Below are 13,073 nucleotides of genomic sequence, written 5' to 3'. Positions count from 1 at the left end.
AGGTGGCGCCGTGACGGTCCGGCTGGAGCGGTTCCGGTGGTGGCACGTCGACGAGGTGCTGCCGATCGAGGCGGACCTGTTCGGCGCCGAGCAGTGGTCGGCGGCGATGTTCTGGAACGAGTTGGCCAACGGGCACTTCTACCTGGTCGTCACCGGCGACGACGGCACCGTGCTCGGCTACGCCGGGCTCGCCGCGGCCCCGCCCGACGAGGCGTGGGTGCAGTACGTCGCGGTGCGCCGGGACGCCCAGCGGCGTGGCGTCGGCCGGCTCCTGCTGGAGGCGCTGCTCGCCGAGGCCGACCGGCTCGGCGCCCGCAGCGTCCTGTTGGAGGTGGCGGCGGACAACGCCCCCGCCCAGCGGCTCTATGCGACGTACGACTTCGAGCCGATCGGCGTGCGGCGCGGCTACTACCAACCGAGCAACACCGACGCGCTGGTCATGCGGCGCAGCGCAGGATGTGAGCGATGAGCGACGAACCCCTGATCCTCGGCATCGAGACCTCCTGCGACGAGACCGGGGTCGGCATCGTACGCGGGCACACGCTGCTGGCCGACGCGCTCGCCTCCAGCGTGGAGCAGCACGCCCGCTTCGGCGGCGTGGTGCCCGAGGTGGCCAGCCGGGCCCACCTGGAGGCCATCGTGCCGACCATGGACCGGGCGTTGCGGGAGGCGGGCGTGACCCTCGCCGACATCGACGCGATCGCGGTCACCTCCGGGCCGGGGCTGGCCGGCGCGCTGCTGGTCGGGGTGGCCGCGGCGAAGGGCTACGCGATCGCCGCCGAGAAGCCGGTCTACGGGGTCAACCACCTGGCCGCACACGTCGCCGTGGACACCCTGGAACACGGCCCGCTGCCCGAGCCGGCCATCGCCCTGCTGGTCTCCGGGGGGCATTCCTCGCTGCTGCTCGTCGACGACCTGGCCCGGGGCGTCACCCCGCTCGGCGCCACCATCGACGACGCGGCCGGCGAGGCGTTCGACAAGGTGGCCCGGCTGCTCGGGCTGCCGTTCCCCGGCGGCCCGTACATCGACCGGGAGGCCCGGGCGGGTGACCCGGCCGCCATCGGTTTCCCGCGTGGCCTGACCGCCGCCAAGGACCTCGCCGCCCACCGCTACGACTTCTCCTTCTCCGGGCTGAAGACGGCGGTGGCCCGGTGGGTGGAGGCGCGGCAGCGGGCCGGCGAGTCCGTGCCGGTCGCGGACGTGGCCGCGTCCTTCCAGGAGGCGGTCTGCGACGTGCTGGTACGCAAGGCGCTGGACGCCTGCCGGGCCAACGGCGTCGAGACGCTCGTGATCGGCGGGGGCGTGGCGGCCAACTCGCGGCTGCGGGCGATGGCCTGCGACCGCGCCGCCGCGCACGGCATCCGGGTGCGGGTGCCCCGGCCCGGGCTCTGCACCGACAACGGCGCGATGGTCGCCGCCCTCGGCTCGCACCTGGTCGCCGCGGGTGTCGCGCCGAGCCGGCTGGACCTGCCCGCCGACTCCGCCATGCCGCTGACGACAGTCAGCGTGTGAACCCCGAGGATGGCTGACGTGATCGTGCGGATGTGGGAGGCGCGGGCGGAGCCGTACGGCGTCACGGACCTGATCACCTGGGTCTGCGACACCGCTCTGCCGGAGTTCGAGCACGACCCGATGCACCTGGCGAGCGAGGTGTTCTCCTCCACCGACCACCGGGTGGTCGTCATCTCCAAGTGGCGCAGCAACCCGCGCCCGCTGCCGGAGCCGCCACCGACGTTGCTGGCCCGCCCCGCGCACTCGTGGGACTTCACCCAGGTCGACCGCTGAGGCCGGGCCGGCCGGGCGACGGTGGGGTTTCGGCGTGAGCCGCGGCACGCCGACGCGGTAATTGGTTGGCGGGGTGACCGGTCCGCCACCTAGCGTCGGTGGGCCATGCGCTTCACACCGGCCGGGGACCCCGGCGTACCCGACATCCGCTCGGCGACCCGCTACCTCGTGTGGCTGGCCGGGCGGCACAAGGCGCTGCTCAGCGTCGGCATCCTGCTGGGCGTCGTCTGGATGGTCGCCCAGGCGCTGGTGCCGGCGGCCGTCGGCCGGGCCGTCGACGGGCTCACCCGCCGCGACGAGGACGCCCTGCTCACCTGGGGACTGGTGCTGTTCGGGCTGGGCGTGCTCCAGGCGGTCGCGGGGATCCTGCGGCACCGCTGCGCGGTACACAACTTCCTCGCCGGGGCGTACCGGACGGTGCAGTTGACCGTGGGCGCGGCGAACCGGCTCGGCGCCGCGCTGCCCCGCCGGGTCGACGCCGGGGAGGTGGTGAGCATCGGTACGGCCGACATCAGCCAGATCGGTTCGGCCATCGACATCACCGCCAGGGGCGCCGGCGCGGTCGTGGCGATCGTGACCGTCGGGGTGATCCTGCTCGGCGCCTCGGTGCCGCTCGGGCTGGTCGTGGTGCTCGGCGTGCCGCTGCTGATGGGGGTCGTCGGGCTGCTCATCCGGCCGCTGCACCGGCAGCAGCAGGCGTACCGGGACTCGGAGGGGGCGCTGACCGCCCGGGCCGGCGACGTCGTCTCCGGGCTGCGGGTGCTGCGCGGCGTCGGCGGCGAGCCGGTGCTCTCCAACCATTACCGGGCGCGGTCGCAGGCGTTGCGCGCCGACGGCCTGCGGGTGGCCCGCATCGAGTCGCTGCTGGAGGCGGCCCAGGTGCTGCTCCCGGGGGCGTTCCTGGTGCTGGTCACCTGGCTCGGCGCCCGGTTCGCGCTGCGCGGCGAGATCAGCGCCGGCGAGCTGGTGGCGTTCTACGGCTACACGGCGTTCCTGGTCAGCCCGCTGCGGCAGCTCACCGAGGCGGTGGACAAGCTGACCCGGGGGCACGTCGCCGCCCGGCGGGTGGTGCGGCTGCTGCGGCTCACCCCGGAACTGCTCGACCCGGCGCGCCCGGCCGCCCTGCCGGCGGGTCCCGGCGAGTTGTCCGACGTGGCGTCCGGCGTGACGGTGCGGCCGGGCCGGTTCACCGCGCTCGCCGCCACCGCCCCCGAGGACGCGGCGGCGGTCGTGGACCGCCTCGGCCGGTACGTCGACTCCGACGCGACGCTGCACGGCGTACCGCTGCGGGAGGTGGCGCTGGCGACGGTGCGGGAGCGGATCCTGGTGGCCGCCAACGACGCGCACCTGTTCACCGGCCCGCTGCGCGCGGAGCTGGACCCGCACGACCGGGCCGACGACGCGACGATCGCGGCGGCGCTGGCGGCGGCGAGCGCGACCGACATCGTCGAGGCGCTCCCGGCGGGGCTGGGCAGCGTGGTCGCCGAGCGCGGCCGGGAGTTCTCCGGCGGCCAGCAGCAGCGGCTGCGGCTGGCCCGGGCGCTGGTCGCCGACCCGGAGACCCTGCTGCTGGTCGAGCCGACGAGCGCCGTGGACGCGCACACCGAGGCGCGGATCGCCGACCGGCTCGGCGCCGCCCGGGCGGGCCGGACCACCCTGGTCTGCACCACCAGCCCACTCGTGCTGCACCGCGCCGACCACGTGATCTTCGTAGAGGACGGCAAGGTGGTGGCCGAGGGGCCGCACACCGCACTGCTCGACGGCGAGCCGCGCTACCGGGCGACGGTCAGCCGGGGGGAGGACTGATGGCCACCGAGCTGCCCGTCGCCGACGCGCGCCAGGTGCGCCGCTACGCCCGTACGCTCGTCCGCCGGCATCCGAGGGCGCTCGGGGTCGCGCTCGGCCTGCACGCGCTGGCCGCCGCGGCCGGGCTCGTCGCGCCGTGGCTGCTCGGCGACCTGGTCGAGGGGATCTCGCGCGGCACGTCCGGCGTCACCGTCGACCGCATCGCCCTGCTGATCGCCGGGTTCGTGCTGGTGCAGGCGGTGCTGGTCCGCTTCGCCCACCTGGCGTCGGCCCGGCTCGGCGAGCGGGTGCTGGCCGAGCTGCGCGAGGAGTTCGTCGACCGGATCCTGGCGCTGCCGCTGGCCACCGTGGAGCGTGCCGGCACGGGTGACCTGCTCACCCGGACGTCCCGGGACGTCTCCGCGCTGTCGCGGACGGTCCGGTTCGCCGTGCCGGAGACGCTGATCGCGCTCGTCACCGGCTGCTTCATCGTCGGCGCGCTGCTCCTGGTCGACCCGCTGTTCGCGCTGCCCTGCCTGCTCGCGGTGCCGCTGCTGTGGGCCGGCACCCGCTGGTACCTGCGCCGCGCCCCGGCCGGCTACCTGCGGGAGAACGCCGCCTACTCCGACATCACCGACGGCATCAGCGAGACCGTCGAGGGTTCGCGGACCACGGAGGCGCTACGGCAGCATGCGCGCCGCCGGGCCCGCACCGACGCCGACATCCGCCGGTCGTACGCGGCCGAGCGCTACACCCTGCGGCTGCGCACGGTGTTCTTCCCGATCGCCGAGATCGGCTACGTGCTGCCGGTGGTGGCGACGCTGCTCCTGGGCGGCTGGTTCTACCTGCAGGGCTGGGTGAGCCTCGGCGAGGTCACCGCCGCCACGCTCTACGTGCAGCAGTTGATCGACCCGGTCGACCGGATGCTCTCCTGGCTGGACGAGTTGCAGGTCGGCGGCGCCTCGATGGCCCGCCTGCTCGGAGTTGCCGACGCCGACCCGCCGGCCGGCGCCCCGACCCGGCCCGTGGCGGGTTCTCCGGGTCCCGCCGATCCTCCGCCAGTGGGAGACCGGCGGCTCGCCGCCCGGGACGTCCGGTACGCGTACCGGGAGGGCCGGGACGTGCTGCACGGGGTGACCCTCCTGCCGGAGCCGGGGGAGAAGCTGGCCATGGTGGGGCCCTCGGGCGCCGGGAAGTCCACCCTCGGCCGACTGCTCGCCGGCGTGCACGCGCCCCGCACCGGCTCGGTCACGGTGGCCGGTCGGCGGCTCGACGAGCTGCCCCTGGCCGAGCTGCGGACGCACGTCGCCCTGGTCACCCAGGAGCACCACGTCTTCATCGGCACGCTGCGGGAGAACGTGGCGATGGTGCGACCGGGCGCCGACGAGGCGGCCGTCCGGGCGGCGCTGGCCGCCGTCGACGCGCTGGACTGGGCCGACGGGTTGCCGGACGGGCTGGGCACGGTGGTCGGCGCCGGCGGGCACCCGCTGTCGCCCGCGCAGGCGCAGCAACTGGCGCTGGCGCGGCTGGTGCTGGCCGACCCGCACACCCTGGTGCTGGACGAGGCCACCTCGCTGATCGACCCCCGCGCCGCCCGGCACCTCGAGCGGTCCCTCGCAGCTGTCCTCAAGGGCCGTACGGTCGTGGCCATCGCACACCGCCTCTTCTCGGCGCACGACGCGGACCGGGTGGCGGTGGTGGAGGACGGCCGGATCGCCGAGATCGGCTCGCACGACGAGCTGGTGGCGGCCGACGGCTCCTACGCGGCCCTCTGGCGCTCCTGGCACGGCACCGGCTCCTGACGCGCCGGGGTCGAGGCTGCCCTCGACACTCAGCGTGACGAGACAGGCGGATGAACGCAACCGACACGCACGGTAGTCATTGTTGCCCAGGCTGTCGAGCGCGAGCGCTGCCGATTTCAGCACATAGCCCGCTGACCAGCGGTCTTCTCTCGCGGTCGCTGGGCTCACCACGCCGCCTCGCGCGTCCTTTGCTCTGCATCCATCCACGCACCAGCTACGCAGGGTGGCTGGTGCGTGGATGGATGCAGAGCAAAGGGGCCGAGGGGTGTGACCGCTGGTGGCGGGAGTGTTTCTGTAGTGGTTACTGAGAGTCATGGCGTCGGGAGGGCCCCGAGCAACCGAACCGGGCTCGGCCGAACCATGAGCGGTCGGTCAGGTGCGGCGCGGGATGCGGTACGTGGCGATGCCTCCCGTGCCGAGGGCGGCGAGGAAGACGAGCCAGACCACCGTGCTGCTGACCCCGATCGGCGGGCCGGAGTTGGCGGCGGCGGCAGCGAGCAGGCCGTCGTCGCCGGGGGCGGGCAGGGCCGCCGGCGGCAGCTCCGGCCAGCGCACCAGCCCGGTGCTCTCCAGCATCTGCATGTGGTGCAGGACGAACCGGTTGGCGTCGTCGGCGAGTTGGCGGATCACCGGGTCGCGGGTGCTGGCGCGGACCGCCCCGATGACCGGGAAGATCTTGCCGTGGGCGACCCGGAGCCGGGTGACGAAGATCTGGTCGAAGCGGGCGCCGGAGGCGTTCTGCATCTCCGTCAGCCAGCCCTTCTGCTCGGCCGTCGGGTCGCTCGGGATGCTCGCCCCGAGCTTGTTCGCCGCGTCGACCGTCAGCCGGTCCAGTTCCTCGTGCTCGGTGGCGATGCTGGCGCCGATCTCGCGTACCTTCGGGCTCTGTCCCTTCTCGGCGGCCATCTGCCCGGCCGGCATCTCCCAGAGCCCGGCCAGCCGCACCCCGTCGAGCAGGGCGGCGTCGGTCGCGTTGAGCTGCTGGCCGCGCTCCCGGGCCCGAGCGCGGGACGGCGTCGGCCGGGCGGCCGAGCACGGGACGGCGCCCAAGCGAGGGCGGGCCCGCTCAGCCGGCGTCGAGGGGGTCGGCGAGCAGGCGTTCGAAGGCCAGCTCGGCGGCGCCGATCAGCGCCGCGTCGTCGCCGAGTTTCGGGGTACGCAGCCGGACGTGCTCCAGGCAGGCCGGCAGGGCCACCGAGTTGAGCCGGCTGCGCACCTGGGCCGCCGACGCGAGGTAGAGGTCCCGCATGCCGCCGCCGAAGATGACCATCTCCGGGTTGAATATGTTCACCAGGTTGGCCACCCCGAAGCCGAGCCAGTCGCCGGCCTGGCGTACCGCCGTCTGCGCCCGCAGGTCGCCCCGGTCGGCGGCGTCGAAGACGGCCAGCAGCGCGTCGCGGCCCCGCGCGTCGGAGCGGCCGGCCGCGCGCAGCAGCGCGTACTCCCCGATCTCGGTCTCCCAGCAGCCCCGGGAGCCGCACTCGCAGGGTGTGCCGTCCCGGACGACCACCATGTGGCCGACCTCGCCGCCGTAGCCGCCGTGCCCGGTCAGCCGGCGCCCGCCGGCGATGATGCCGGCGCCGACGCCCACGTCCCCGTACAGGTAGATGACGTTGTCGCAGCCGGCCGCCGCGCCCCGGGCGTGCTCGGCGAAGGCGGCCACGTCGGCCACGTTGCCCACCGTGACCGGCACGTCGCAGCCCAGCTCGGCGCCGAGCGCCGCGCCGATCGGCTCGTCCACCCAGCCGGTGGTCGGGCCCAGCCGCACCAGCCCGTCGTCGCGCCGGACCATGCCGCAGACGGCGACGCCAGCGCCGACGCAGACGGCGTCCGCCGCCGCGTTCTGCTGCATCTCCTTGACCGCCCCGGCCAGCAGCGGGGCGGCCTCCGCGGCGGTGAGACCGCGGGGCCGGTCCAGCTCCCGGCGGTCGAGCACCGCGCCGCCGAGACCGATCCGGGCGGCCCGCAGCCGGTCCACCTCGATGCTGTACGCGTACGCGTGCACCCGGTCCGACTCGGGCCGGACGACCAGCGACGGTCGCCCGGCCCGGCCGGTCTCCTTCGGCGTCCCCTCGCTGACCAGCCCGGCGCCGGCCAGGTCGGCGGTCAGCGCGCCGATGGTGCTGCGGTTGAGCCCCAGCGCGGTGGTGAGCTCGGCACGGGTGGTGGCCCCGTGCACGTGCACGTACCGCAGCAACGCGCCCAGGTTCTGCCGGCGGATCTCGTCCTGGCTGGGGCCTGCGCGCATCGCCCTCGTCACTTCCGGTGCCGCGCGGTCAGCGGGCGCCGGTGGCGGTGGAGCGCCGGCGGGAGAACGCGTCCACGCTTGCGGCGAGCAGCAGCACCACGCCGGTGACTACGTACTTCACCCCCGAGCTGTATTCCATCAGGCCCATCCCGTTGTCGATGACCGCGACGACCGCGCCACCGAGGACGGCGTCGAGCACCCGGCCCTTGCCGCCGAAGAGGCTGGTGCCTCCGATGACCGCCGCGCCGACCGCGTAGAGCAGTACGTTACTGCCACCCGTGTTGGGGTCCACCGAGTTGGCCCGGCTGGCGGCGACGATGCCGCCGACGGCGGCCATCGAGGAGCAGATCACGAAGACCGAGATGCGGATGCGGTCCACGTTGATGCCCGCCCGGCGGGCCGCCTCCTTGTTGCCGCCGACCGCGTAGACGTGCCGGCCGTAGGTGGTGCGCTGGAGCACGAAGGTCCAGAGAACCAGCAGCAGCGCGATGATGGGCACCACGATCGGCACGCCCTTGAGCGAGCTGATCACGACGTTGCGGCTGCGCTCCAGGTTGAGGATGAAGACCGCCGCGCCAAGGACGAGCGCCAGCCCGCCGATCCGGGCGGACACCACCGCGATCGGGTCGATCGTCAGCCCCCGGGCGGCCCGCTTACGGTGCCGGAGCAGTTGCACGGCCGCGTATCCGGCGACCGCCACGGCGGCCAGCAGCCAGCCGAGCACGGGCGGAAGGTTGCGGTTGGCGATGGCTACCAGCACGCTGTCGCGGACCGAGATGTTGGTGCCCTCCTCCATCAGCATCAGCACAGTGCCCTGGAAGGCGAGGAACCCGGCGAGGGTCACCACGAAGGACGGGATGCCGATCTTCGCGACCAGGAAGCCGAGGGTGGTGCCGATCGCCACGCCGGTGACGATCGCGGCGAGCACGGCCACGTACCACGGGTAGCCGAGCACGGTGACGACGTTGGCGAGGATGGCGGCGCAGACTCCGCTGGCGAAGCCGGCGGAGAGGTCGATCTCACCGAGCAGCAGGACGAAGACCAGCCCCATCGCGATCAGCGTGACCGCGGCGCCCTGGGTGAACAGGTTGGCGAAGTTGCCGGCCGAGAGGAACGACGGCCGCATGATCGAGAAGACCGTGCAGAGCACGACCAGGCCGAGGACGGCGGGCAGCGCGCCGATCTCGCCGCCCCGGACCCGGCTGACGTAGTTGCGGACGTGGCTGCCGAGGGTGGGCGGCGGTGTGACGGCCGCCGGGCCGTCCTTGTGCACGACGGTGGTCATCGGGCGCCTCCTGGGTTGCGGTCGGCCGGCTCCGCGCCGTGCCCGTTGCCGCCGTTGGCCGGCTCGGCGGCGATCCCGAGCCCGCCGGAGCGGCCGGCGGTGATCAGCTCGACCACCTGCGAGTGGGTGATGTCGGTGGTCTTCACCTGGGCGACCATCTGGCCGAGGTAGAGCGCGGCGATCCGGTCGGAGACGGCGAAGACGTCGTTCATGTTGTGCGAGATGAGCACCACGGCCAGGCCGTTGTCGGCGAGCCGGCGGACCAGCTCCAGCACCTGGGCGGTCTGCGCGACGCCGAGCGCGGCGGTCGGCTCGTCGAGGATGACGAGCCTGCTGTTCCAGAGCACGGCCTTGGCGATGGCCACGGTCTGGCGCTGGCCGCCGGAGAGGCTGGAGACGTGCTGCCGCAGCGACTTCACGGTCCGTACGCTCAGCCCGGCGAGCGTGTCGGCGGCCATCTGCTCCATGGTCGGCTCGTCGAGCACGAGGCCGCTGCGCTTCTCCCGGCCGAGGAACATGTTCTGCACGATGTCGAGGTTGTCGCAGAGCGCGAGGTCCTGGTAGACGATCTCGATGCCGAGCGCGGCGGCGTCGCGGGGGCTGTTGATGGTCACCGGCCGGCCGTCGAAGCGGAACTCACCGGCGTCGGTGGGGTGGATGCCGCTGATGCACTTGACGAGGGTCGACTTGCCGGCGCCGTTGTCGCCGACCAGCGCGGTCACCTCGCCCGGGTGGGCGGAGAAGGCGACGTCGCGCAGAACCTGGACGGGACCGAAGCTCTTGTCGATCCCGCGTAGCTCCAGCAGGGGGGTTGCGGACACGGGGGCTCCTTCAGGTGGAGGGGAGGTCTCGGATCCCGCCCGGCGCGAACCGCCGCCCGGCACAGGGTCCGTGCCGGGCGGCGTGCGCATGGAATCGGGTACGGGTCAGCTGATGCCGGCGTCGGCGCAGAGCTTGGCGTACGCCCCGGTGCAGACCTCGTCCTTGGTGACGAAGCCGTCGGCGATGACGTCCTTGACGTTCTCCTTGAAGATCAGCTTCGGGGTCAGCAGCACCGCCGGGACGTCCCGGCCGCCCTCCGGGTCCTTGACCGTCTGACCGGTCTCCTTCTTCTCGCCCTTGGCCACCGCGATGGCCAGGTCCGAGGCGGCCTTCGCCTCCTCCTTGATGGCCTTGTAGACGGTCATGCACTGGTCGCCGGCGAGGATGTTCTGCAGGCCCTGCGGGGTGGCGTCCTGGCCGGTCACCGGGACCTTGCCGTTGAGCTTGTTCTTCTTCAGCACGGAGATGGCCGCGTTGCCGAGGCCGTCGTTGGCGGCGAGCACGCCGTCGATCTTGCCCCGCTGCTGGGTGAGCATCTGCTCGAAGATCGTGGCCGCCTGGGTGTTGTCCCAGTCCGGCACGTTCTGGTCCGGGCCCTTGGTGTACTCCTTCGAGTCGAACTTCGGCTTGAGCACCGAGTCGTACCCGTTCTTGAACAGGGTGGCGTTGTTGTCGGTCGGCGAGCCGTTCAGGTACGCGACGACGGGGTTCTTGACGCCCTTGTCGGTGAGGCACTTGCTCAGGCCCTCGCCCTGGAGCTTGCCGACGGCCTCGTTGTCGAAGCTGACGTAGTAGGTGGCCGAGCCGCCCAGCGTGAGCCGGTCGTAGTCGATGGTCGCCACACCCTGGGACTTCGCCTTGTCGAGCACGGCCTTGCCGGTGCCGGAGTCCAGGTTGACGATCATCAGGGCGGTGACGCCGCTGGTGATCATCTGGTCGGCGATGGTCTGGAACGCCGTCTTGTCGCCCTGGGCGTTCTGGATGTCGTAGTCGACGCCGGCGGCCTCGAACGCCTCCGTGAGGAACTTGCGGTCCGCGCCCTCCCAGCGGGCGGAGGACTTGCTGTCCGGAAGGATCACGCCGATCTTCGGCTTCTTCTCGGTGGAGCCGCCGGCCTCGGAGCCGGAGTCGTCGCCGCAGGCGGCCAGGCCGCCGGTGGCCAGCAGGCCCACGGCGGCGAAGGTGAGGAAGCCCTTGCGCATCTGCAGGGTCCTTTCGGGGGTGGGGGATGGTGTTGGTTTGTTGTGTCCGGCAACGTATTCCGCGCTGCGCCGTGGGCACAAGACCACCGAGGTGGCGAATTTGTTGTCGGCAGTAACAATTCAGCAACGTGCCCGACACCTGGCCGTCGCCCATGGCGGGAGCGCTCTCTCCATGCGGACGGGGGCGGCGCAGCTCAGCGGGCGGCCAGCGGGGCCGTGGTCGCCCCGGTGAGCGCCACCAGGTCCTGCGGGGCGAGCTGGAGCTGAAGGCCGCGCCGGCCCGCCGAGACATAGACGGCCGGCTGGTCGAGCGCCGACGAGTCGAGCACCGTGGGCAGCCGCCGACGCTGGCCGAGGGGGCTGATTCCGCCGCGTACGTAGCCGGTGGCCCGCTCGGCCACCGCCCGGTCGGCCAGGGTGGCCCGCTTGCCGCCCACCGCCGCCGCGAGCGCCTTGAGGTCCAGCTCGCCGGTGACCGGCACGACCGCCACCGTCAGCGCGCCGTCGACCTCGGCGACCAGCGACTTGAACACCCGCTCCGGCGGCACCCCCAGCGCCGCCGCGACCAGCGCGCCGTAGTGGGGCGCGTCAGGGCAGACGTCGTACGGATGGGTGCTGTGCGGGACCTTCCGCTTCGTCAGCAGCGCGGTCGCCGGAGTGCCCTGTCCCGCCATGACGGTCAAGCTAACCCGGGGCCGCCCGACCCGCGACCCGAAACGGCCGGGCGGTCGAACACCGCGCCCGCCCTCCGGCCGTGCGCTACCCCACGGGGCGGCAGACGAGCACCGTCGGCGCCCCGGCGACCCGGGTCAGCACCAGGCTGGCCGGCTCGTTTCCGGCCAGTCGCAGGTCCCGCCGGAGCTTCTCCGGCTCCAGCGCGGAGCCGCGCTTGAGGATCTCCACCCGCCCGACCCGACGTTCCCGCAGCAGCGCCCGCAGCCGTTTGAGCGAGAACGGCAGCACGTCGGTGACCTCCAGGCAGCGGGCGAACGGCGTCGGCGTCGGCGCGTCCGCGTAGAGGTAGGCGATGCTCGGGTCGGCCAGCGTCGCGCCCAGCGTCTCCGCCAGCTCCGCGACCAGGTGCGCGCGGACCACCGCCGGGTCCGGGTCGTACAGGAAGCGGCGCGTCGGGCCGACGGCGGCCTCGACGTCGCCGGAGCCGGTGAGCTGATTGCAGGGGACCCTTCCTATACCGGAGGCGTTAACAGGGGGCCCTTCCTTACCCCGTAGCAGGGTGGCGCGGTGGGGGACCTCGGCGAGCCGGCCGCACCACAGGGCCGCCTCGACCAGGTCGCCGTCGACGCTCACCCACTCCGCCTCCGCGCCCGCCGGGACCAGCGCGTGGTCGATGCCGGGCGCCACCTTCACGACGGTGTGCGGCACCCGCTCGGCCAGCCCGACCACGAAGTCCCAGGGCGGGGAGTAGGCGTTCGGGTCGAAGATCCGCCGTCCGGTGCCGGCCCTGCGCCGCGCCGGGTCGCAGAACACCCCGTCGACCCGGCCCACGTCGAATGCCGTGGCGTCGCCGCACTCCACGGTGAACAGCTCGGCCAGCCCGGCGGCCTCGGCGTTCGCGGCGGCCATCGCGGCGGTCACCGGGTCGGCCTCCACGCCGTACACCCGGATGCCGGCGCGGGCCGCGGCGAGCGCGTCCGCGCCGAGGCCGCAGCCGAGGTCGGCCAGCGTGCGCACCCCGGCGGCCCGCAGCCGGTCGGCCCGCCGCGCCGCGACGACCCCCCGCGTGGCCTGTTCCAGCCCGGCCCGGGTGAGGAACATCCCCGCCGCCGCCGGCCCGAACTTGCCGACCGCCCGGCGCCGTAGTTCGGCCTGGGTGAGCGCGGCCGACGCCAGCCCGGCGGGCAGCCCGGCCGAGCGGAGCGCGGCCACCGCGGTCAGCGGGTCGCCGCCGGCCACCCGCGCGGCGGCGTCGAGCGCGGCCGACCCCTCGGGCGTACGCAGGGCGGCGAGCTGGTCGAGATCCACCCGGTCATTGTGGTCGGCGGACCCGACGCGCCGGCCGGCGGGTTGGCACTCTCCTTGACGGAGTGCTAGCCGAGGAATAACCTGCGATTAGCACTCTCACCCCGAGGGTGCCAGTTTCCGGGCCCCGTGGCCCGGGCGCTGAACGCCAGGCGGACCGGCAC

12 protein-coding genes are annotated in these 13,073 nt (G+C 73.7%); 5 read left to right on the top strand and 7 right to left on the bottom strand.

Annotated features, from left to right (window positions below; genetic code table 11):
- The first annotated feature begins 10 nt into the window (after positions 1-10).
- The 5 genes from rimI to KBX06_RS02345 all read left to right on the top strand — a co-directional run bounded on the left by rimI (position 11) and on the right by KBX06_RS02345 (position 5,372).
- Positions 11-469: a ribosomal protein S18-alanine N-acetyltransferase gene (gene rimI, locus KBX06_RS02365; protein WP_210832494.1), complete on the top strand. Its 459-nt coding sequence runs from the start codon at positions 11-13 to the stop codon at positions 467-469.
- Positions 466-1,512 (top strand): tRNA (adenosine(37)-N6)-threonylcarbamoyltransferase complex transferase subunit TsaD, encoded by a 1,047-nt coding sequence (tsaD, locus tag KBX06_RS02360; RefSeq protein WP_210832493.1) that lies wholly within the window; start codon positions 466-468, stop codon positions 1,510-1,512. The genes rimI and tsaD overlap by 4 nt, the downstream gene beginning before the upstream one ends.
- 18 nt (positions 1,513-1,530) lie before the next feature.
- On the top strand, positions 1,531-1,785 hold the full coding sequence (locus tag KBX06_RS02355; RefSeq protein ID WP_210832938.1) for a hypothetical protein: 255 nt from the start codon (positions 1,531-1,533) through the stop codon (positions 1,783-1,785).
- 105 nt (positions 1,786-1,890) lie between these two features.
- Positions 1,891-3,591, top strand: coding sequence for an ABC transporter ATP-binding protein (locus tag KBX06_RS02350; RefSeq protein WP_210832492.1), 1,701 nt, complete (start codon positions 1,891-1,893; stop codon positions 3,589-3,591).
- Positions 3,591-5,372: an ABC transporter ATP-binding protein gene (locus tag KBX06_RS02345; RefSeq protein ID WP_210832491.1), complete on the top strand. Its 1,782-nt coding sequence runs from the start codon at positions 3,591-3,593 to the stop codon at positions 5,370-5,372. Before KBX06_RS02350 ends, KBX06_RS02345 begins: the two co-directional genes overlap by 1 nt.
- Before the next feature lie 372 nt (positions 5,373-5,744).
- On the opposite strand, the gene KBX06_RS02340 is transcribed toward KBX06_RS02345, so the two are convergent.
- The 7 genes from KBX06_RS02340 to KBX06_RS02310 all read right to left on the bottom strand — a co-directional run bounded on the left by KBX06_RS02340 (position 5,745) and on the right by KBX06_RS02310 (position 12,912).
- Positions 5,745-6,422: a DUF4142 domain-containing protein gene (locus KBX06_RS02340; RefSeq protein ID WP_210832490.1), complete on the bottom strand. Its 678-nt coding sequence runs from the start codon at positions 6,420-6,422 to the stop codon at positions 5,745-5,747.
- A gap of 16 nt (positions 6,423-6,438) precedes the next feature.
- Positions 6,439-7,620 (bottom strand): ROK family protein, encoded by a 1,182-nt coding sequence (locus KBX06_RS02335; protein WP_210832489.1) that lies wholly within the window; start codon positions 7,618-7,620, stop codon positions 6,439-6,441.
- A gap of 28 nt (positions 7,621-7,648) precedes the next feature.
- On the bottom strand, positions 7,649-8,905 hold the full coding sequence (locus KBX06_RS02330) for a sugar ABC transporter permease (protein ID WP_210832488.1): 1,257 nt from the start codon (positions 8,903-8,905) through the stop codon (positions 7,649-7,651).
- Positions 8,902-9,726, bottom strand: a complete 825-nt coding sequence (locus KBX06_RS02325) for an ATP-binding cassette domain-containing protein (protein ID WP_210832487.1) — start codon at positions 9,724-9,726, stop codon at positions 8,902-8,904. Before KBX06_RS02325 ends, KBX06_RS02330 begins: the two co-directional genes overlap by 4 nt.
- A 105-nt stretch (positions 9,727-9,831) precedes the next feature.
- Positions 9,832-10,929, bottom strand: a complete 1,098-nt coding sequence (locus tag KBX06_RS02320; protein ID WP_210832486.1) for a sugar ABC transporter substrate-binding protein — start codon at positions 10,927-10,929, stop codon at positions 9,832-9,834.
- Positions 10,930-11,123: 194 nt separating this feature from the next.
- Positions 11,124-11,603, bottom strand: coding sequence for a Cys-tRNA(Pro) deacylase (gene ybaK / locus KBX06_RS02315; RefSeq protein ID WP_210832485.1), 480 nt, complete (start codon positions 11,601-11,603; stop codon positions 11,124-11,126).
- Between the two features lie 85 nt (positions 11,604-11,688).
- Positions 11,689-12,912: a methyltransferase domain-containing protein gene (locus KBX06_RS02310; RefSeq protein WP_210832484.1), complete on the bottom strand. Its 1,224-nt coding sequence runs from the start codon at positions 12,910-12,912 to the stop codon at positions 11,689-11,691.
- Positions 12,913-13,073 lie beyond the last annotated feature (161 nt).

It is taken from the genome of Micromonospora sp. C31 (assembly GCF_018070575.1).
Classification (GTDB): domain Bacteria; phylum Actinomycetota; class Actinomycetes; order Mycobacteriales; family Micromonosporaceae; genus Micromonospora.
The sequence above is the reverse complement of the archived record's forward strand: the minus strand, read 5'-3'. Positions and strand labels throughout refer to the sequence as shown.